This window comes from Arthrobacter sp. TmtSoilC79 (genome assembly GCF_059739405.1).
This window is the reverse complement of the sequence record NZ_AP046051.1, coordinates 3,614,167-3,633,104: the sequence shown is the minus strand read 5'-3', so window position 1 is coordinate 3,633,104 and position 18,938 is coordinate 3,614,167. Positions and strand designations below refer to the sequence as shown.

Annotated in this window: 21 protein-coding genes and 2 riboswitches; of the genes, 13 read left to right on the top strand and 8 right to left on the bottom strand. The window is 63.0% G+C overall.

Annotated features, from left to right (window positions below):
- Nucleotide 1: 1 nt before the first annotated feature.
- Together AC6JA3_RS16545 and AC6JA3_RS16540 are read right to left on the bottom strand one after the other, a co-directional pair.
- Complete coding sequence (locus AC6JA3_RS16545) at nucleotides 2-712, bottom strand: response regulator transcription factor (RefSeq protein ID WP_026543233.1); 711 nt, start codon at nucleotides 710-712, stop codon at nucleotides 2-4.
- 68 nt (nucleotides 713-780) lie between these two features.
- Nucleotides 781-1,416, bottom strand: coding sequence for a LysE/ArgO family amino acid transporter (locus tag AC6JA3_RS16540; protein WP_347781793.1), 636 nt, complete (start codon nucleotides 1,414-1,416; stop codon nucleotides 781-783).
- A 68-nt stretch (nucleotides 1,417-1,484) separates the two neighbouring features.
- On the opposite strand from AC6JA3_RS16540, the gene AC6JA3_RS16535 reads away from it, so the two are divergent.
- Together AC6JA3_RS16535 and AC6JA3_RS16530 are read left to right on the top strand one after the other, a co-directional pair.
- Nucleotides 1,485-2,405 carry a LysR family transcriptional regulator ArgP gene (locus AC6JA3_RS16535; RefSeq protein WP_347781792.1) on the top strand — a complete coding sequence of 307 codons (921 nt, stop codon included), beginning with the start codon at nucleotides 1,485-1,487 and terminating at the stop codon, nucleotides 2,403-2,405.
- Between the two features lie 67 nt (nucleotides 2,406-2,472).
- Nucleotides 2,473-2,697 carry a hypothetical protein gene (locus tag AC6JA3_RS16530; protein ID WP_026543230.1) on the top strand — a complete coding sequence of 75 codons (225 nt, stop codon included), beginning with the start codon at nucleotides 2,473-2,475 and terminating at the stop codon, nucleotides 2,695-2,697.
- Here AC6JA3_RS16530 and AC6JA3_RS16525 read toward each other — a convergent pair.
- Complete coding sequence (locus tag AC6JA3_RS16525; protein WP_497920316.1) at nucleotides 2,694-3,068, bottom strand: hypothetical protein; 375 nt, start codon at nucleotides 3,066-3,068, stop codon at nucleotides 2,694-2,696. The two genes, AC6JA3_RS16530 and AC6JA3_RS16525, sit on opposite strands and share 4 nt — an antisense overlap.
- A 14-nt stretch (nucleotides 3,069-3,082) precedes the next feature.
- Here AC6JA3_RS16525 and AC6JA3_RS16520 point away from each other — a divergent pair, with 14 nt between their 5' ends.
- Nucleotides 3,083-3,223: a hypothetical protein gene (locus AC6JA3_RS16520; RefSeq protein WP_155854161.1), complete on the top strand. Its 141-nt coding sequence runs from the start codon at nucleotides 3,083-3,085 to the stop codon at nucleotides 3,221-3,223.
- A 46-nt stretch (nucleotides 3,224-3,269) separates the two neighbouring features.
- On the opposite strand, the gene AC6JA3_RS16515 is transcribed toward AC6JA3_RS16520, so the two are convergent.
- From AC6JA3_RS16515 to AC6JA3_RS16505, 3 genes are all read right to left on the bottom strand, one after another.
- A complete protein-coding gene (locus tag AC6JA3_RS16515; protein WP_091551182.1) occupies nucleotides 3,270-4,928 on the bottom strand; it encodes a DNA repair helicase XPB in 1,659 nt (552 codons plus the stop codon).
- A gap of 13 nt (nucleotides 4,929-4,941) precedes the next feature.
- Nucleotides 4,942-7,404, bottom strand: a complete 2,463-nt coding sequence (locus AC6JA3_RS16510) for a helicase-associated domain-containing protein (RefSeq protein WP_347781791.1) — start codon at nucleotides 7,402-7,404, stop codon at nucleotides 4,942-4,944.
- A gap of 68 nt (nucleotides 7,405-7,472) precedes the next feature.
- Complete coding sequence (locus AC6JA3_RS16505; RefSeq protein ID WP_347781790.1) at nucleotides 7,473-7,688, bottom strand: hypothetical protein; 216 nt, start codon at nucleotides 7,686-7,688, stop codon at nucleotides 7,473-7,475.
- A 137-nt stretch (nucleotides 7,689-7,825) separates the two neighbouring features.
- Here AC6JA3_RS16505 and AC6JA3_RS16500 point away from each other — a divergent pair, with 137 nt between their 5' ends.
- The gene (locus AC6JA3_RS16500; RefSeq protein WP_347781789.1) at nucleotides 7,826-8,242 is read left to right on the top strand and encodes a GNAT family N-acetyltransferase; all 417 of its coding nucleotides are present in this window, start codon (nucleotides 7,826-7,828) and stop codon (nucleotides 8,240-8,242) included.
- Between the two features lie 63 nt (nucleotides 8,243-8,305).
- A complete protein-coding gene (locus tag AC6JA3_RS16495) occupies nucleotides 8,306-8,719 on the top strand; it encodes a hypothetical protein (protein WP_347781788.1) in 414 nt (137 codons plus the stop codon).
- Between the two features lie 121 nt (nucleotides 8,720-8,840).
- On the opposite strand, the gene AC6JA3_RS16490 is transcribed toward AC6JA3_RS16495, so the two are convergent.
- Nucleotides 8,841-9,575: a polyprenol monophosphomannose synthase gene (locus AC6JA3_RS16490; RefSeq protein ID WP_347781787.1), complete on the bottom strand. Its 735-nt coding sequence runs from the start codon at nucleotides 9,573-9,575 to the stop codon at nucleotides 8,841-8,843.
- A gap of 794 nt (nucleotides 9,576-10,369) precedes the next feature.
- Between AC6JA3_RS16490 and AC6JA3_RS16485 the strand changes: the two genes are divergently transcribed.
- Genes AC6JA3_RS16485 through AC6JA3_RS16475 form a run of 3 tightly spaced genes read left to right on the top strand, consistent with a single transcriptional unit; the run spans nucleotide 10,370 to nucleotide 12,768 of the window.
- Nucleotides 10,370-10,753 (top strand): cold-shock protein, encoded by a 384-nt coding sequence (locus AC6JA3_RS16485; protein ID WP_026543217.1) that lies wholly within the window; start codon nucleotides 10,370-10,372, stop codon nucleotides 10,751-10,753.
- Nucleotides 10,754-10,760: 7 nt separating this feature from the next.
- On the top strand, nucleotides 10,761-11,411 hold the full coding sequence (locus tag AC6JA3_RS16480) for a DUF3027 domain-containing protein (RefSeq protein ID WP_347781786.1): 651 nt from the start codon (nucleotides 10,761-10,763) through the stop codon (nucleotides 11,409-11,411).
- A 43-nt stretch (nucleotides 11,412-11,454) separates the two neighbouring features.
- Complete coding sequence (locus AC6JA3_RS16475; RefSeq protein WP_347781785.1) at nucleotides 11,455-12,768, top strand: MFS transporter; 1,314 nt, start codon at nucleotides 11,455-11,457, stop codon at nucleotides 12,766-12,768.
- Between the two features lie 67 nt (nucleotides 12,769-12,835).
- Here the strand turns inward: AC6JA3_RS16475 and serC are convergent, their stop codons facing one another.
- Nucleotides 12,836-13,966: a phosphoserine transaminase gene (gene serC / locus AC6JA3_RS16470; RefSeq protein WP_026543214.1), complete on the bottom strand. Its 1,131-nt coding sequence runs from the start codon at nucleotides 13,964-13,966 to the stop codon at nucleotides 12,836-12,838.
- Nucleotides 13,967-14,259: 293 nt separating this feature from the next.
- Here serC and AC6JA3_RS16465 point away from each other — a divergent pair, with 293 nt between their 5' ends.
- The 5 genes from AC6JA3_RS16465 to AC6JA3_RS16445 all read left to right on the top strand — a co-directional run bounded on the left by AC6JA3_RS16465 (nucleotide 14,260) and on the right by AC6JA3_RS16445 (nucleotide 18,937).
- Nucleotides 14,260-14,955 (top strand): iron-dependent transcriptional repressor DtxR, encoded by a 696-nt coding sequence (locus AC6JA3_RS16465; RefSeq protein WP_026543213.1) that lies wholly within the window; start codon nucleotides 14,260-14,262, stop codon nucleotides 14,953-14,955.
- A 212-nt stretch (nucleotides 14,956-15,167) separates the two neighbouring features.
- A riboswitch (cyclic di-AMP (ydaO/yuaA leader) is annotated at nucleotides 15,168-15,382 on the top strand.
- A gap of 4 nt (nucleotides 15,383-15,386) precedes the next feature.
- A complete protein-coding gene (locus AC6JA3_RS16460) occupies nucleotides 15,387-16,217 on the top strand; it encodes a M23 family metallopeptidase (protein WP_026543212.1) in 831 nt (276 codons plus the stop codon).
- A 145-nt stretch (nucleotides 16,218-16,362) separates the two neighbouring features.
- Nucleotides 16,363-16,524, top strand: a riboswitch (cyclic di-AMP (ydaO/yuaA leader).
- 4 nt (nucleotides 16,525-16,528) lie between these two features.
- Nucleotides 16,529-17,275: a C40 family peptidase gene (locus tag AC6JA3_RS16455; protein WP_263422080.1), complete on the top strand. Its 747-nt coding sequence runs from the start codon at nucleotides 16,529-16,531 to the stop codon at nucleotides 17,273-17,275.
- A 99-nt stretch (nucleotides 17,276-17,374) separates the two neighbouring features.
- Entirely contained in the window at nucleotides 17,375-18,148 is a 774-nt protein-coding gene (locus tag AC6JA3_RS16450; RefSeq protein WP_347781784.1) for an NlpC/P60 family protein, read from the top strand.
- A gap of 288 nt (nucleotides 18,149-18,436) precedes the next feature.
- Nucleotides 18,437-18,937: an HNH endonuclease gene (locus AC6JA3_RS16445; protein ID WP_026543209.1), complete on the top strand. Its 501-nt coding sequence runs from the start codon at nucleotides 18,437-18,439 to the stop codon at nucleotides 18,935-18,937.
- Nucleotide 18,938 lies beyond the last annotated feature (1 nt).

Below are 18,938 nucleotides of genomic sequence, written 5' to 3'. Positions count from 1 at the left end.
GTCAGCGCTTCTCTGCCGTCCGCAGCACGTAGCCCACGCCGCGCTTGGTCTGGATAAGGGCCGCGGCATCGGGATCAATGTCCACTTTGCGCCGGAGGTAGGAAATGTAGGACTCCACGATCGAGGCGTCGCCGTTGAAGTCATACTCCCAAACGTGGTCCAGAATCTGGGCCTTGGACAGTACTCGGTTGGGGTTCAGCATGAGGTAGCGCAGGAGCTTGAACTCGGTGGGGGACAGCTCGATCACTGTGCCGCCGCGGCGGACCTCGTGGGCGTCGTCGTCGAGTTCGAGGTCGTCGACGCGGATCACGGCGTCGTCGTCCTCCAAGGGCTGGGTGCGGCGGAGGACCGCCCGGATCCGCGCCACTACTTCGTCCAGGCTGAACGGTTTGGTGACGTAGTCATCGCCACCAACTGTCAGGCCGGTGACTTTGTCCTCGGTGTCGTCCTTCGCGGTCAGGAACAGGACAGGGAAGTGCTTGCCTGCTGCGCGGAGGCGGCGCGTCACCGTAAAACCATCCATGTCCGGCAGCATGACGTCCAGGACGGCGAGGTCCGGAGCGTGGAGGTCGGCTGCGGCGAGGGCTTCGCGACCGTTGGACGCGGCAACGACCTCGAAACCTGCAAAGCGCAGGGACGTGGAGAGAAGCTCGCGGATGTTGGGTTCGTCATCGACGACAAGGAGCTTGGCTTCGGGGCCGTTCTTTTTCATGACACCCATGATGCTCCCAGAAACTGGGAGTTGTCTGGACGCTGCATGTGAGCCCTCTGCGTGGCTGGCTACGCCCCGAGCGCCAGTCCCGCGCCCAGCGCCACCATGGTGACGGCTATGCCGCCGTCCAGGAAACGCCACGAGCGGGGCCGGGCAAAGAAGCCCCGGAGGAAACGGGCGCCGAAACCCAGGGAGCAGAACCATAGGATGCTTCCCAGCATGGCGCCGGCCCCGAACCACCACTGCAGGGGAGTGCCTTGTGCGCTGGCTATGGACCCGAGGAGCGCGATGTCCAGGTAGACGTGCGGGTTGAGCCAGGTCAGGGCCAGGACAGTGGTGACCGCCGCTGCTGCGCCGCGTTTCGCGCCGCCGTCGTTCCTTGACCCCTCACTGGTGGTCAGCGCCTGCGGACGGAGTGCGCGCCGGGCCGCCAGGACTCCGTAGGTCACCAGGAAGGCGGCCCCCACATAGCGAAGAACGACGACGGCGGCAGGGGCTGCCGTAATGAGCGCACCGGTGCCAAGTACTCCGGCAGCTATCAGCACGGCGTCGGAGAGGGCGCAAACCGCGACGATCGGAACGATGTGTTCGCCGCGGATTCCTTGCCGGAGGACGAAGGCATTCTGGGCGCCAATGGCGACGATCAGGGCAAGGCCGGTGGCAAGGCCGAGGCCTGCGGACTGGAGGAAGTGGGTGTAGTTCACTCTTCGAAACTACGGCTGGATGTGCCCTTAGACCAGCTAATGATTCTGATGCAGCATAAGATGCTCTTATGTCGCAGTTTCCATCAGAACAGTTGCTGACCTTCGCCACCGTGCTTTCCGAAGGCACCCTGGATTCCGCAGCGCGGCTGCTCCACATCACGCCATCGGCGGTGTCCCAGAGATTGAAGGCCCTTGAACAGGCGGCCGGCAGAGTGCTGATGCAACGCAGCAATCCTGCCCAGGCTACGGAAGCGGGCGAAGTTGTTCTTCGACTGGCGCGCCAGGTCGCCCAGCTGGAGGCTGATGCCGGGAGGGAACTCGGCCTGGGCGCGGATAGGGCACAGCTGGCCCTGCCGATTGTGGTCAACGCAGACTCGCTGGCAGTGTGGTTCCTGCAGGCGCTGGCGCGAGTACCTGGCGACCTCAATGTCACTTTTGACTTGCATCGGGATGATGAACAGCACTCCACCTCCTTGTTGCGTTCGGGGACAGTCATGGCAGCTGTTACGGCCACGCCCGAGCCGGTGCAGGGGTGCCGCGTGGAAAGCCTGGGCGTCATGCGGTACCGGGCCGTTGCTGCGCCGGATTTCGTGGACCGGTGGTTTCCCGATTTTCCCCAAGGACTGGACGGGGAAGTCCTCAACACGGCTCCCACGGTTGATTTCGACCGCAAGGACACCTACCAGTGGGCATTCGTGCGGTCCTGGCCGGGCGAAACCGGTCAAGCAGTGGAACGCCGCGGGCCCCGCCACTATGTTCCGGCGTCCCACGATTTTGGTGACGCGATCCGGCTCGGGCTGGGCTGGGGGTTGATCCCTGAGATCCAGTGTGGACCGGACATTGCCGAAGGCCGCCTGGTTGAACTTGCTCCGGAGAGGCCGTTCGACGTCCCCCTGTATTGGCAGCGGTGGAAGGCAGCGTCCAAGGTCCTGGATGTTCTTAGCGACACCGTCCGCGAGGTGTCCGGCCAATACCTGAGCACGCCCTGAACCGCTGATTCCGAACACGCCCATGGATGCTTCCAAAAATGTCAGTGCCCCGTTCCACACTGGAACCATGGCAAACACAGCAGCTCCAGTCAGCATTCACCAGCATCAGGACGCAGCGCTCGTCGAGTTCCATGTGACCTACCTTGACAGCGATACGGGACGGGTCCGGCGGGAGGACTTCCAGGACCTCGCCGCCGCCGAGCGCTTCGCCAGTGCCCAGCTCCGTGACGAGGATTGCTGGGCAGTGGTGGACCACGTCACCCTTCAGCAGACCAGCCGGATGGTTGCCTAGGTCTGACCCCCCGCCACGGCCTTGCGGTCTGAGGAGCCCAGCAACCCCAGACCGCTGAGGTCGTAACCGGCCACTGCGGTCCACCTTTGCGTGGAACGCTGCAGGATCGTACCCCGCAGGGCCGTACGCGACGACGTCGCCGAGCAGTGCTTGGCGCTCCCGTCGCCGGGGATGTGAAGCCGGTGTTCCGCCTCCTCAGCAAGCACGGAACACCGGCCAGCGCGGCCCAAGCCGCGGGGATGGCGGTTAGTGGTACCTGCCGCCAAAGCACCAAGCAGGCTGTTCTGGAAATGGAAGAAATCCGAAGGAAGCAACTGCGCAAAGGCAGACGGCAGGACAACCACGGAAAGGGCCACAAGGGCTTTGCTCACGGGGGAATCCTCTGATGGGAATTCTCGGATTCTTCCAGGGCTTCTGGTCGCCGGCTCCCTGCCTGCGGGATACCCCCACCGCCGACGACTGGCCGCCGGGCTGCCTGGACCAGGGGCAGCCTTTCAAAGGCGGAGAGCTTCACTTGGAATCGTAAATTTGCTGGAGATGAATAGCAAGGGTTTCTTGCTTCCCGCAGCCCTTTACTGCTCCTGGCCGACGTCCTTGCCCACGTCTTTTGCATCCATGATCCGGTACGCATATCCCTGTTCTGCAAGGAACCGCTGGCGTTTGGCGGCGAAATCCTGGTCAAGGGTGTCACGGGCCACCAAGGAGTAGAACCGGGCAGCACGGCCGTCCTGCTTGGGGCGCAGGAGCCGTCCCAAACGCTGGGCCTCCTCCTGGCGTGAACCGAACGAACCCGATACCTGGATGGCGACCGATGCCTCCGGAAGGTCGATCGAGAAGTTGGCCACCTTGGAGACCACCAACGTCTGGATCTCACCCTTGCGGAAGGCGTCAAAAAGTTTCTGCCGTGCTTTGACCGTGGTTTCACCCTTGATCAGGGGAGCGTCCAGGCGCTCGGCGATCTCGTCCAACTGGTCGATGTACTGGCCGATCACCAGCAACTGCTCGCCCTTATGAACGGCAACGAGGTCTTCCACCAACTTGGTCTTGGTTTCCGAGGTGGCGCAGAGCCTGTACTTGTCGGCGTCATCGGCCATGGCGTAAGCCACCCGCTCGTCCCGCGGGAGGTCCACCCGGACTTCCACGCAGTCGGCGGGCGCTATGTAGCCCTGGGCCTCGATGTCTTTCCACGGGGCGTCGTAGCGCTTGGGACCGATCAGGCTGAAGACCTCCCCTTCCCGGCCGTCTTCCCGCACCAGCGTTGCCGTGAGACCGAGCCGGCGCCTGGCTTGGAGGTCGGCGGTCATGCGGAAGATGGGGGCCGGCAAAAGATGGACTTCGTCATAGATGATAAGTCCCCAGTCGTGGCCATCCACGAGCTCCAGGTGAGGATAGAGCCCACCGCGCTTGGTAGTGAGGACTTGGTAGGTGGCAATGGTGACTGGCCGGACTTCCTTCACAGCACCTGAGTACTCACCGATCTCGTCTTCGGTCAGGGAAGTGCGCTTGAGGAGTTCGTCCTTCCATTGCCGGGCCGAGACAGTGTTGGTCACCAGGATCAGCGTGGTGGTGGAGGACGTCGCCATCGCTGCCGCACCCACCAGCGTCTTGCCGGCACCACAGGGAAGTACGACGACGCCGCTGCCGCCGGCCCAGAAGTTCTCCGTGGCCAGCTTCTGGTAAGGACGCAGCTCCCAGCCGCTTTCGTCCAGCATGATGAGGTGTGGCTGCCCGTCAACATAGCCTGCGAGGTCCTCGGCCGGCCACCCCAGTTTGAGCAGCAGCTGCTTCAGTTGGCCCCGTTGGGAGGAGTGGACCACTACTGTTTCGCCGTCGATCCTGGGGCCAAGCAGGGGTGCGATCTTTTTGGCACGGATGACTTCCTCCAGCACGGGGTAGTCATCGGTGCGCATCACCAATCCATGCTGGGCATCCTTCTCCAGGCGTAGCCGGCCATAGCGGGACATGGTCTCTTCGATGTCGATCAGCAAGGCATGCGGCACCGGGAACCGGGAGTACTTCAGCAGGGTGTCCAGCACTTGCTCGGCATCCAGGCCAGCGGCCCGCGCGTTCCACAGGCCCAAAGGCGTCAACCGGTAGCTGTGCATGTGCTCAGGGGCGCGTTCCAACTCCGCAAAGGCCGCAATGGCGTGCCGTGCCTCGGTGGCGAGTTCGTGGTCGACTTCCAGCAGGATGGTCTTATCACTTTGTACGATCAGCGGACCGTCGGTCACTGTTGATTCCTCTTCATGAACGCAGGTCTCCTGCTGGTTCCACATCGATGATCCGGTGGATGGACAGCACCCGTTCGGTGTCTTTCGCGGGGTCGAACACCCTGACGCGTCCACCGGAGACAGATACAGGAACAACGGTTTCTGTGTTGGCATTCCCAAGGCTGTCCACCACATTCATGGTGACAGCCTGTTTGAGCCGGATGGCCGTTTGCAGGGTCTCCAGGCCCAGCTGGGTGGATGCCTCGCCTCCAGCCTCGGACCGCACTCCGCGGTGCTGCCGCAGGACCAACAACTGTGCGTCGACGTCATCGTCCGGAGGAGCCGTGCGCGGGGCTGTGTAGACCGGGCGGGCACTGCCCGGCACCGCCGTCGTCCGTTTAAAACGCACGACGGCGGGTTCAGCCTCCTGGACGGCAGGGGAAAGTCCCAACTCGCGCAACACCCGCGCAGTTTCCTTGGGGCTGGCCGAGGAGGTCAGGACCGTAGGGGCGATCCGCACCAGGCTCAGAACGGAGGTGCGCGCCTCGGCCAACAAATCGCTGATGGCCGTTTCGTCGTCGCTTTGGACAAAGCTGGCACTGGTGCCGATCCTTAAGCGGCCGTGCCGGGACGCCGTGTCCTGGACAAGGTACGCCAAGGGCTGCGGCACGTCAGTGGCCGAGTGCTCCCTGAGGAACGCCAACAGCGATTCCGCATCCTGGCCGGCGTCGAGCGCCCTGCGGATGGTGACGGCCGAGAAACGGTAGATGGACGCCGGACCCTGCCCCTCGGCGTCGGCCATCAGGAGCAGTGTCTCGCTGAGTTCCGGGGCCAGGTACCCCGGAGCCACGGCGGTGAGGTCGGCCTGCAAGAGGATGTGGTTCACAGCCGCGGGCAAATGCTCACCCAAGATGGTCATGGCCTGTTCGGGCCGGGCCTCGGCAATGGCCGCACCCAACTGGGTCAAGGCGCCCGAACCCATGAGGCCAAGGAGCGTGGCTTCCTCCAGGATGCCGCGCACCAAGGAGCTGAAACGCCGGGACATTCGCGGTTGCGACCATTCAGCCCGCTGCATGACGGCCCGTGCATCCAGGACGGGCGCTTTGCCATCCGGTGCCGCAGCTTCGACCGTAAGTTCATTAAGGATTTCCAGGACCCGGCGCCGCACCACCGGAGCATCGGGCCGCTGTGCTTCGGCGGACAATGCGTTGATGGTGGTACCCGCGGCCCCTTGATGGGCGGTTGTCGAAGGACCGGTGAGCGGCTGCCCCACCAGTGAAGGCGCGCGTTCGCTGGCCAGCCAGGCATTGACCATCCAGAGCCACTGTTCCTGCCGGGGGAGGGTGAGCCACTCCAGTGAGGGCGGCTGGACCCACATGGAACTGTCAACGTCAAGGCGGAGCAGCCCGGCCATCGCGCACAACTCCAAGAGGACAGCGGTCTCATGGACGCCCATCCGGATGGACTCGGCCAGGCGCCGGAGTTCGCGCACTCCCACGCCACCGCTCCGGAGCGTGGCCAAAGGCTGCTCCCGCACGGCGAACAGCAGTTCACCAGCCAGTCTCAGGATTTCCGCAATGGCGCCCATGGCAGCATTGCGTCGCAGGGCCGCGCTGGTATGACCGAGCTCCGGAACGGGCGGGGTGAGCGTGAAGTCGTCAACTATGGCGCCGCCCCGAAGCGCAAGGCCCACGCTGTGGGGAAGTTCCACATGGCCGGCGTCGAGGGGGACCAGCAAGCCGCGCGCCAGCAACCAGTCGATAGGCCCGACGTCGTGGCTTTCGTGGGTAACGGAGGCACGCCGCTGTGCCTGGGGGACCGCGCCCATGGCCCAGCTGCCGAACTTATCAAGGAGGCCAACCGTCCGTTCCGGCGCAGTTGCCAGGATGGAACGCAGGTTCTCCGGCGTGGAAGTCCAGCGCTGGAGTGCAAGGGCAGCATCCATGGGCGTGCTGGCGGGGTGGATGCCGGCACCGCTTTGGTGGAGTTCGGCAACCAACTGAACTACCCGCTGGGCAAAAGCCGGTTGCAACCGCACCAGTTCCGTATAGCTCCTGCCCAAACCTGCAGGGTAAATGCCGATAACGTCCTTGAGGCTGCCCACTGGAAGGTAGAAGCGCTGCCGTGATGAGGTAGCGGGCGAACCTGCCGGGGGATCGGCCCGATGGATGAGGGCCAGCTCCTGCAGTTTGGCAAGGATCGGGTCCAGCGCCGAAAGAGTCGAACCGGCAATGACTTTCTTCAGGCCAGCCGCGGAGATACTGTGCCCGGTATCGGCGTTGGTGGAAAGGTGGAGCGTCTCCAGCACCTGCATCTCAGGTTTGTTCAGGCGCTCAAGGGCCCGCTGGACGCTGACACGGGCGCTCGCCCTCGCAGCCAAGGCAGCGAAGTCCGGCGCCATGGGAGAGATCAGGTCTGGTCGCGCGGCAAACAAGGCCCGCAGCGAATCGTCGCTGCGCGCTTCCAGTTCCTTGCTGAGCGCGCGTATGAGGGACATCAATCCAACGTTACCGCCACGGGCAACTTGTTGCCCGTCACCAGCGCGTTCTGTTGCAGCCGGTCTGCTTATTGCCGGCGGCGCAGCCGGATGGCGTCCAACACCAGGACCACAGCGAGCATGAAGGCCAAGGGCAGGCCGTAAAGGGCAGCCGAGGTGATCCAGACCGGAGCCGTGCTGCCGTTGTAGGCGATCGCCATGACAGCGCCGACGGCGGCCAGGGAGGCCAACGCAATCAAGGCGGCGACGATCATGAGGGGGCGGCGGTAAACCGGGGAAGTCATGCCCCCAACGCTAGCAGCAGCGCCTGAAGGCGGTGTAAAAGGGGGTGCGAGGAAGTGTGACTTTCAGCGGTAAATCCAGACGGACGTTGGCATGCGTTGTTTCGAGCTTCCTTGGTTGGTTCCCCTAGGGTGTTCTCATGACTGAACGCTACGTCTTCTCAGCCGAGTCCGACAGGGTTGATCGCGCCCGTGTGCACCAGTGGCTTAGTGAGCAGTCCTACTGGGCGCAGGGTCGGGTTCGTCAGAAACAGGATGCAGCTATCGACGCCTCCCGGAACTACGGCGTTTACGACATTGGGACTGGAGAGCAGGTGGCTTATGCTCGCGTCGTGACTGACGGCGTTACGTTTGCTTGGCTTTGCGATGTGTTCGTTGCGGCCGAAGTCCGGGGTCAGGGCATCGGCAAGATGCTCGCCGCCGGTGTCATGGCGGACCTGGAACCACTGGATTTGAAACGCGTTCTGCTCTCAACTGCCGATGCCCATGGCCTATACGCCCAATACGGCTTCACCGAGCTGACTGAGCCATCAAGAATGATGGCTCGTGTCCGTTGACCCGTCCCTAACCGGGCAGGCTAACAGCTGATCCCCAGCTGCCCTGGCCGTAGGCTGGTTTTCATGGGGAAGAAATCGTGGATCAGGCTTCTTGCTTTGATAGTGGTGATGACGACCTGCGCGTGCGGGGCAGGGCGCGGAGACCCTGATCGGGAAGAAACATTTACCGTGCAAGGAGGGAAGTGCAGTGCTCAATGGTGGCTTGAACCGCAGGATATCGACGTGCCTGCGGCCGCCTCAGATGCAGCTGCCCGAGCCCTTGCGGCTGCCACTGTTAATTCCTCTGAACTGAATGCTTGGAAAACGACGGTCCTTGAGTCGCAATCAGGTCACCGAGAGATCTCCGAGACCTCACTTGAAGGCTACGCTTACGTTGAAGCGGTAAGAGCTGAGGTAAGAGCTGGCTTGTCTGATGCAGGATTCCCGGACGCACCGACAAGAATCATTGAGACTATTTCAAGGGTGGAATGCAGGTGAGCTGATAGGCATCTGCCAGCTGAGATCTCCGTCCACAGCCTGATCCCTCAGCGTGAAGGGCTAAGGGATCAGATAGTGGGCTTGGAGCAGCGGTACTGAAGCCACCCGAGGGTCTTGAGAACTAATTCCGCTTTTGAAGGCGTAGCTTCCAGGGTGTGAGGGCCGACTCGAGTTGCTCACGGAGGTCCATCTTGGATGCCCCTTCCACACGCTCTTCGAAGCGAATGGGCACTTCAGTAATTACCAGGTCTTGCTGGGCTGCCCTGTAATTCATCTCGACCTGGAAGGAATAGCCGTCACTCTTGATTGATGCGACGTCGATGCGGCTAAGGGATGAAGCTGTCCAGGCCTTGAAGCCCGCTGTTGCATCCTTTACTTTCAGGCCGAGAATCACTCCTACGTAGAAGTTCGCCCAGGTAGAGAGCGCTTTGCGGTGCCAGGGCCATTCCGCGGCCGTGGAGCCGCCAGTGACGTAGCGCGATCCGATCACCAGTTCAGCACCGTGGGCATGGATCCGTTCGACCATCGTTGGGATCACCGATACCGGGTGGGAAAGGTCCGCGTCCATTTGAATGATGATGTCCGCGTTTTCCGACAAAGCCAGAGTCATACCGGCCACGTAAGCCCTGCCCAGCCCGTCTTTTTCTTTCCGGTGCAAGACTGTTATCGTGCCGCCGGAATCTACTGCCAGCCGGTCAGCGACCTGTCCGGTTCCATCAGGAGAGCTATCGTCCACAACGAGCACGTGAAGGTTCGGAATCTCCAATGAGCCAAGTTGGGAGAGAAGGACAGGAAGATTCTCCCGCTCATTGTAGGTCGGAACAACAACAGTGATTTTCGGGTTTTCAGCAGGCAAAACGGTGGATCCCCAATTCGGTTTATGATTTAGTCCACGCCAATGTGTCGATTCGCACGAGCGTCGGACTTCGCCAGTCTATTGACAGCAGCTGCGAGCCTGAAATTAGCCCAGCACAAGCCAGCCACCCAGAGGAGTCCGCAGGCTGATCAAGTGGTGTCGTCCATGGCGAGCATTGTTCAGTCATGCTCGTAAGCCGATCCACCACCGGGCGGGGTTGGGTTAGATGCCCGAAGGCCAGACCTTGGCTAATTGCCATTGACAACGGGACCAGGAGCGAAACGGGTTCACCCCGGGCTCCCTGGAGCGATGGCGGCCTGCCGAGCTAGCGATACGCTCGTGGTCACCAAGCTTGACCGGCGGCCCTGTTCTCTTCCTGATGCAAGGGACAATGCCCATGAGCTGACGGCTAAGGGCGCTTATGCTGAGTCTCCGTGAAAGCACCCACGACCCCACTGACCGGTCAGGCATGCTGCTGTGCAACGTCCTGGGAATGGCTGCCGAGTTTGAGACGATTCTGATCCGGATGCACACCCGCACATGCGGAGCCGGCTCCTGGGACCACGCCACATTCAGGGGTTATCAAGGGGTCTTCAAGAGAAGTAAACGGCCGTCTTGGTCCTCCTCATGCTCCCGGCGAACGCGGCAAAGCGGGAATAGCGGGCCGGGCAGGATAACCTTGAAGGAATAGACCAACACGGACCGGGCTGCCACCCTCGATCCCGCAGAACCCTGCGGATGCGGTGACTGGCCCGACGTGTCTCCCAGAGCAAGAAACGAAGAAGGTTGATTACGTGCCTACCGGCAAGGTCAAGTGGTATGACAAGGAAAAAGGCTTCGGATTCCTCGCGGCTGAGGACGGCCAGGAAGTATTCCTTCCCAAGACGTCCCTGCCTGCGGGAGTAACCGAGCTTAAGGCTGGAACCCGTGTGGAGTTCGGCGTGGCTGATGGCCGCCGCGGAGCCCAGGCGCTGGGGTTGCGCGTGCTGGAAAAGACGCCGTCCATTGCCAAGGCCAAGCGGATGAACGCAAAGGACCTCGCACCCATGGTGCAGGACCTCGTGACGGTTCTGGACAACCTCTCCGGCTCCTTGTCCTCCGGTAAATACCCGGACGGCAACAAAGCCAAGGCCATCAGCCTGGCGCTGCGCAAGGTCGCCGACGAGCTGGAAGCCTAGGCCGGCCATGACATCGGAATCCGCACAGGATACAAAGGCCGGAAGGGACGCCCAGGCAAGTCCTGCGGCCGGCCCTGACGCTGCCCAGGCTCCTGGCCTCGGGGAAGCCCCCGCGCGGAAGCCGGTTGCGGACAAGCCGCGCGCCGGTTTGCCCGTGTGGCGCACCGGCAAGCCGGACGCCTTCCTTGCTGCCGCCGTCGATGTTGCCCGCGAGGCAGTGGAAGGCATTGCCGACCCTGGCGAAATCGGGTCGCACCTGGGTGCCAAGTCGGAGGGTGACCGTGTGGTGACCCACCTCTTTGAATCCAAGCTCGCCGGCTACGGCGGGTGGCAGTGGTACGCAGTGGTGACCCGCAACTCCCGCTCCAAGATCGTCACCGTGAGCGAACTTGGGCTGCTGCCCTCGGAGGACTCCATCCTGGCGCCCGAATGGGTGCCGTGGGCCAAGCGCGTCCGGCCTGAGGACGAGACTCCGTTGGTGGAGGAAACCGTGGAAGATGTCACGGAAGAGTCCGTGCAGGCCGACGAGGACGAATTAACCGGGCCCGCTGCCGACCCGGAAGGTTCCGAGGACGTTGACGAGGACATCGACGCGGAAGTTGACGAGGACATCGAGGCGGACGTCGACGAGGACCAGCACGAAACCGGGGCTGAATAAGCGTTGCGGAAACCCGGGGTGACCAGAGCGAAGGCGGACACTGATGTCCACCTTTAGGTCACTCGGAATCCTCAATTACCGCATCTGGTTCTTCGGTGCCCTGATCTCCAACATCGGCACGTGGATGCAACGTACCGCGCAGGACTGGTTGGTCTTTGACCACCTGACCGCGCACGACGCCGGGGCCATGGGCATAACCCTGGCCCTTCAATTGGGTCCCCAACTCTTCCTTGCCCCTTGGGCCGGACTGCTCGCCGACCGCTACAGCCGGCGGAAACTGCTCTTCATCACTTTGGTGGCCATGGCCTTGCTCAGCACCGGCCTGGGCATCCTGGTGTTGCTGGGGGTGGCTGAACTCTGGCACGTCTACGTCTTTGCCTTGTTGCTGGGGATCGTGACGGCGTTGGATGCACCCGTGCGCCAGACTTTCGTCTCCGAACTTGTCACCGACGAATACCTGCCCAACGCCGTGGCGCTCAACAGTGCATCCTTCAACGTCGCGCGGATGATCGGACCGGCCGTCTCCGGCGTCCTCACGGTGGTGGTGGGTCCCGGCTGGGTCTTCCTCATCAACACCGTGTCCTTTGTCGCCATGCTCTGGGCACTGAAGCTCATCCCGGTGTCCTCGCTCCGGATCCAGCCCCGCGCCGCCGCGGGCAAAGGGCGGATCCGGGAGGGCCTCCGCTACGTCCGCAACAGACCCGATATCCAAGTTGTCCTGGTGGCCATCTTTATCGTGGGCACCTTCGGGCTGAACTTCCCCCTCTTCATCGCAGCCATGGTGGGTACTCAGTTCGGCATGGACGCCGGAGCATTCGGACTTCTGAACTCCGTCATGGCCATAGGATCCGTGACAGGTGCCCTGCTGGCCGCCCGACGCGGACGGCCCCGCTTGAGGTTGATCTTCGCGGCGGCAGGTGGTTTCGGTGTCGCCAGCGCCTTGGCAGCACTGGCTCCCAACGCCGTGCTCTTTGGCCTGGCCCTGATTCCTTGCGGTCTGTTCGCCCTGACATTGATCACCAGTGCCAACGGCTATGTCCAATCCACCACCGAGGCTGTCATGCGGGGGCGCGTCATGTCCTTGTACATGGCCATCTTCATGGGCGGTACTCCCCTCGGAGCGCCGCTGGTGGGATGGGTGGCCAACGTTGGCGGGCCTCGGTGGTCCGTCGGCGTCGCTGCGCTGGCCGGCGTCAGCACCGCCGTCGTGGGTTTGGTCTGGATCATCCGCGCAAAGCAGCTGCGCCTCCGCTTTGATCGCCGCGCGCGTGGACTCAAGCATTTCCGGGTGGAGTCGCTGCTGGCCCGTCCCGTCACCGGGGAGGACGACGACGGCGTGGGCCGGCAGGGCGGATAAGGCGCCTTAAACTGCGGCGGCGTCGTCCGGAACCCCTCCGAACGACGCCGACCGGCAGTCTGTGGTCCTACTTCTTCAGTTCGCCCACCACGTAGTCGATGCTGGCAAGCAGGGCTGAAACGTCGTCGGGTTCAATGGCGACAAACGTGGCAATGCGCAGCTGGTTGCGGCCAAGCTTGCGGTAAGGCTCCGTGTCCACCACACCGTTGGCACGCAGGGCCTTGGCAATGGCTGCGGCATCAATGGAGTCGTCGAAGTCGATGGTGGCGATGACATTGGAGCGGTCTTCGGCATTGGTGACAAACGGCGTCGCGTACTCCGATGCCTCAGCCCAGGAGTAGATGCGGTTGGCCGAGTCCGCAGTGCGCTTGCTGGCGAAGTCCAGGCCACCGTTGCTGTTGAGCCACTGCACCTGGGCGTCCAAGGTGACCAGGGTGGACAACGAAGGAGTGTTGTACGTCTGGTTGAGCTTGGAGTTGTCAATGGCGGTCTGCAGGTCCAGGAAGTCCGGGATCCAGCGGCCGGACGCCTTGATCCGTGCAGCGCGCTCCAGGGCGGCCGGGGAGAACAGCCCCAGCCAGAGACCACCGTCTGAGGCGAAGTTCTTCTGCGGGGCGAAGTAGTAGACGTCGGACTCGGCGACGTCTACGTCCAACCCGCCTGCAGCGGAGGTGGCATCGACCAGGACCAGGGAGCCTTCGTCGGCGCCCTGGACCCGCTTGACGGGAGCGGCCACGCCCGTGGAGGTCTCATTCTGGGGCCAGGCGTAGACGTCGACTCCGGCCTCGGCCTGGGACACCGGACGGGTGCCCGGCTCGGCCTTGATGATCGAGGAAGCATCCAGGAAGGGAGCCTTGTTGGTGGCGGCAGCAAACTTCGAACCGAACTCACCGAAGGAAAGGTGCTGTGCTTTCTTCTCGACCAGGCCGAAGGCGGCGACGTCCCAGAAGGCCGTGGAACCGCCTACGCCGAGGACAACTTCATAGCCCTCCGGGGCACGGAAGAACTGGCTGAGTCCTTCGCGGACCGAACCCACGAGGTTCTTGACCGGAGCCTGGCGGTGGGACGTGCCCAGGATGGTGGACGACGCGGCAGACAGGGCCTCGATCTGTTCGGGACGGACCTTGGACGGTCCGGCACCGAAGCGTCCATCCTTGGGCAGCAGATCGGCGGGAATGGTGATGCTGTTGTCGCTCACGTGTGGCTCCAATGGGTATCGGCTAGAGATGGGTCGTGGCAGGTGGCATCAACTGCCCCTTCGACATCCCAATTCTGCCTGACCCGGTGCGACGGCAGGAACCTGTGGCCGTCATAGTCCGCCACGTGGAACGCCGCCAAACCATATGCGACCGGAATTATCCAGAGTAATTCCAAATAAGCTAGGCTAGGGGTTGGCGTTCAAGGGGCGGCGGTGCACTCCGCCTACCCCGGCAAGGGACGCTGTACGGTGGAGATTACGCAAGGAACTGCGTTCGAGGAGAGCTGAGCTGGATGACGGATCTGATCGATACCACTGAGATGTATCTTCGGACCATTTTGGAGCTTGAAGAAGAAAACATCGTGGCTCTCAGGGCCCGCATCGCCGAACGGCTGCGGCACTCCGGACCCACGGTTTCCCAGACCATCGGACGCATGGAGCGCGATGGCCTGGTGATTGTCTCCAACGACCGCCACCTCGAACTGACCGAGGTTGGGCGGAAGCGCGCCACCGAGGTCATGCGCAAGCACCGCCTCGCGGAGCGGCTCCTGGCTGACGTCATTGGCTTGGACTGGGCTTATGTCCACGACGAAGCATGTCGCTGGGAGCACGTGATGAGCGAGCGCGTAGAGCGCCGCCTGTACGAACTCCTGGAACACCCCACAGAATCCCCGTACGGCAACCCCATCCCGGGCCTGGAAGCGCTCGGCGGTCTTGCCACCCAGCCTTTCCCCCGCGTGGACGTCAACCTCCTGCAGGCCATGGAGGGTTACGCGGCGAACTCCCGGGTAGCGGTCACCCGCTTGGCGGAGCCCATCCAGGTTGAGCCTGAGCTTCTTACCCAGTTGGACGAGGGCGGAATCCGGCCCGGTGCCGCGGTCTCGCTGGAACGTGTGGGGGAGTACATTTCCGTCCGCGTCCCAGGCATTGAAGGTGCCCTGGAGCTTCCACCTGAGGTTGCGGCACACGTCTTCGTCTCTGTTGGCTGACAACCCTGCCTTGCTGCACGGTGGCATATCTCACTTTTGAACGCCCGGCGCGCATGTGACCTGCGGTTTTTCGGGATTAGTGATAAGGGGTTGCCGCCCGCATGCCCGTTCCTGTTGATAACGAATTTATTACTGCGGGCCTTAATCCCCTATAGTTATCTACTAGCGCTGATACCAAAGCGTTACCTGTTCCGGAGCCGAGCTCTGCCAGCGGAACAGGTGTGCCATCCACCACTGGCAGAGGCGGGGGAACCACAAGCGGCTGTCTAAAGAAGCAGCCTTGGGGTGAAGTCCGCAGCAGAAGTGCCCATTTACGCATGTTCCTCTTGGGATACCTGTGTGCCGTGAGCGCTTCGTGCGGGCCGGGTCTTGAAACTCTCTGACCCGAATCCGACAGCTAACTTCGCAGGCTTTTTAGAGAGGAATAGAGTTTGACAACGCAGAACGTCAGGGGCCGTCGCCGCGCGTCGGGCCCCGCTGCTGAGCTGCGGCCAGCCCGCGTCGTATCGGAGATCCGGCCACGCGACACCGAACGCCAGGTTCGCCGCCGTAAGAGCCCGCTGCGCCAGGTTGCCGACTTCGCTGCAGCCAGCGGCGTCGGGCAAAAGGCCGGAGTTGCGCTTGCCGCCACCGGCCTCGCCTTGACTGTCGGTCTGCCGGCCACAAGCCCCGTCATGGCCACCTCGGAATCAGGCCAGACCGAGTCTGCCCTGGCAGTATCCGGTGGCAGCCAGCCGGAGGTCTCCGCGGCCGCATCGGCCAAAATCGACTTCAGCCGGGCAGCGGTTGCCACGGCCGCCGACCCCGACGGCAAGTTGAAGCAACTGCTCAGCGCCCAGTCCGCGGGCAGCATCCAGCGTGCCTCCTCTGCAGGCACCATGGCCAGCCCCCTCGACACGCTGACCACAGCTTCCCCGTTCGGCTACCGCGTCAGCCCCCTCACCGGAGGCGCCGGCGACTTCCACCGCGGCCAGGACTTCGTGGCGCAGTGCGGCACGGCCGTCCACGCAGCAGCATCCGGCAAGGTCACCTTCGCCGGTTGGCACGAGTACGGCGGAGGCAACCGCGTGGTCATCGACCACGGCAACGGCCTTGAGACCACGTACAACCACCTGTCGTCCTTCACCGTCAAGGTGGGCCAGACGGTCACTCGCGGCGACACCGTGGCGCTCAGCGGTACCACTGGCGCCTCCACCGGTTGCCACCTCCACTTTGAAGTACAGGTCAACGGCGAAGTTGTTGACCCCATGGGCTGGCTTTAGTCCATTTGATGGTCGTCTCTCGCATTCGTGACACGCCTCGTGACCTGAATGTGACATTCGCGTTCAACTGTTGTACCGTACAAAGCGCATCGGCTTTTTAGGGGGCCGGTGCACTTGAGTGGATTGCCTAGCTCTGCCACTACTCAAGGTCCGTTCGCATAAATCGTCTGGCAGGGGCGGGGGAACCACTTCTGGTCTTCGTGAGAAGACCTTGGGGTTAAGTCGCAAAAGCTTCCTTGAAGCAGCGCGGCCGGATGACTCCCATCCGAATCCGACAGCTCACCTCGCAGGCATTGGGAGAGGCTACCTACGTGTCATCACGCACTACCCCTGCGCGCCATCGCGCTGAATCGGTTCGTACGAACCCCTTGAACTCGCTTTCCAAGGCTGTTTCATCCAACGCCGGTACCGTCGGCCGCCAGGCTGTCGTCCTGGCAGCAGCCTCAGGTCTCGTCCTCAGCGTTGGTCTGCCGGCCCAGGCAGCAGACACCGATGTTTCAAAGTCGGAAGCCTCCAGCACCCAGCAGATGGTCACCACTGCGGTAGTCACCGCAGAGCCCACGGCAACCGTCTCCTTCGAAAGCCCCGTAGTGGCCACGAAGGAAGCTCCCAAGGTTGTCCAGCGCGCTTCCCAGACCACCGGACGCACCTCGGCCTCCGGCGACCAGGCCACAGCAGGCGCTGTGACCGCCAAGTCCTCCGAAGCCAAGGATGCTGCTTCCAGCGCCGCCGCTTCCGGCCTCGCCGCGATCGCCTACACCGGCATCGGGCACCCTTACGTTTGGGGCGGCACCACCCCCAACGGTTGGGACTGCTCCGGATTCACCCAGTGGGTCTACGCCCAGGCCGGCATCAGCATCCCGCGCGTCAACGCCTGGACGGCCATGAAGCCCACCAGCACCCCTGCCCCCGGTGACCTGGTCATGCAGAACGGTGGAGCGCACGTAGGCATCTACGTGGGCAACGGCATGATGATCAGCGCCTTGAACCCGGGACAGGGCACGCTCCTGCACTCGGCTGCCTCCACGGGCACCTCCTCCTTCTTCACCCTCCGCTAGAAACAAACCGATTCGGGGTTCGCCGGCATGCCCCCAAGTGCCGGCGCGCCAATGAGCCGCGTGTACCCCAACTGCACGCGGATACGAAAAGAGAAAACCATGACCAGTGCACACAAGGTTGCACGGCATCGCGCTGAGGCCCCCAAGACCAGCTCGCTTGCCGTGATCGCCAAGGCCGTCAGTGAAAACGCCGGCGGCGTGGGCCGACAGGCAGCCGTTATTGCCGCAGCTTCAGGCCTTGTCCTGACCGGAAGTGTCGCAGCCAACGCTGCCGAGACCAAAGTGGACCGCGAATCCACCTCGACGTCTACCTTGGACGTCCAGTCGGTTGTGCAGTCCACCATCGCTGCAGACTCCACGGTTGCCATCTCCTACGAACGCCCCGTGGTCACCACGGTGCAGGCTCCGGCTCCCGTAGAGAAGAAGGCTCCCGCGAAGGCTGAAACCAAGGAGCCGGCGGCAAGCACGGCAACAGGCGGAAACGCCACGCTGGCCGTCAACACCACGGCTCCTGCGGCTAAGGCTCCCGCCGCTGCCAGCGGCCTTGGTGCCGCAATCGCCGCGGCCGCGTACGCACAGCTTGGCGTAACCCAGGACTGCACCATGCTGGTGACCAACTCCCTGGCAGCGGTCGGCATCAACTTCCACGACTGGCCGGCCGGCTACCTCTCCCTTGGCCGCACCGTCAGCGCAGCGGAAGCACAGCCGGGCGACCTCGCTTACTACGCCAACGGCGGTCTGGCCGGACAGGCCCACATTGCTGTCTACGTCGGCAACGGCCAGGCAGTCCACGGTGGATGGAACGGATCCACCACGGCACTGTTCAGCGTCAACGTCGGCTCCGGCCCGGTCTTCATTCGGGTCAACGGCTGATCCAGCCCTTCGCAATTTCAGGACACCCCGCAGGCTACGGCCGCGGGGTGTTCTGTTTAACCGCGGATCCTTTGCCTAGGGGCCACATCGGGTGTTCAGGGGGCAGATCGGACGCCCGTTCCGCTAACGACGCATGAACTCTGGGCGACACTGTGGGCGAAAGCACATATAAATTCGTTGATACGGCATACAAGTGCTTACCCTTATCTTGTCGATCCACAGCCCGTACATGCAGAGGGCAGCCGGCCCTCGTGCCCCTGACGGGTGCGGCCGTGAAGAGGTACGTGCATGCGCACACTCGTTCTGAATGCTGGATATGAACCGCTGGCGGTAATAACCTTCCGCCGGGCGCTGGTCCTTGTGCTGACTGGGAAAGCAAGCGTGGTGGCCGAAGGCGACGAGCCTGTCGTCGGGCCGCAGGAAGTTCTCGGAAGACCATCCGTGATCCTCCTCAACCGCTACATCCGTCCCCAGTACAACAAGATCACAGCCGTGAGCAGGCGCGGGGTACTGCGCCGCGACGGCCACCGCTGCGCCTACTGCGGGAAAACAGCCCACACCATTGACCATGTCCACCCCAAGTCCAGGGGCGGCGCGGATTCCTGGGAAAACCTGGTTGCGGCGTGCTTGAAATGCAACAACGCCAAGAGCGACCACACACTGGCCGAGATGGGTTGGAAACTCCGTTTCAAACCCGGTGTGCCCCAGGGGACAATGTGGCAGATCAAGGAACTCGAGAAACCTGCGCCGGACTGGGACCCGTTCCTGTTGCCGGAATCCGCTGCCTGAT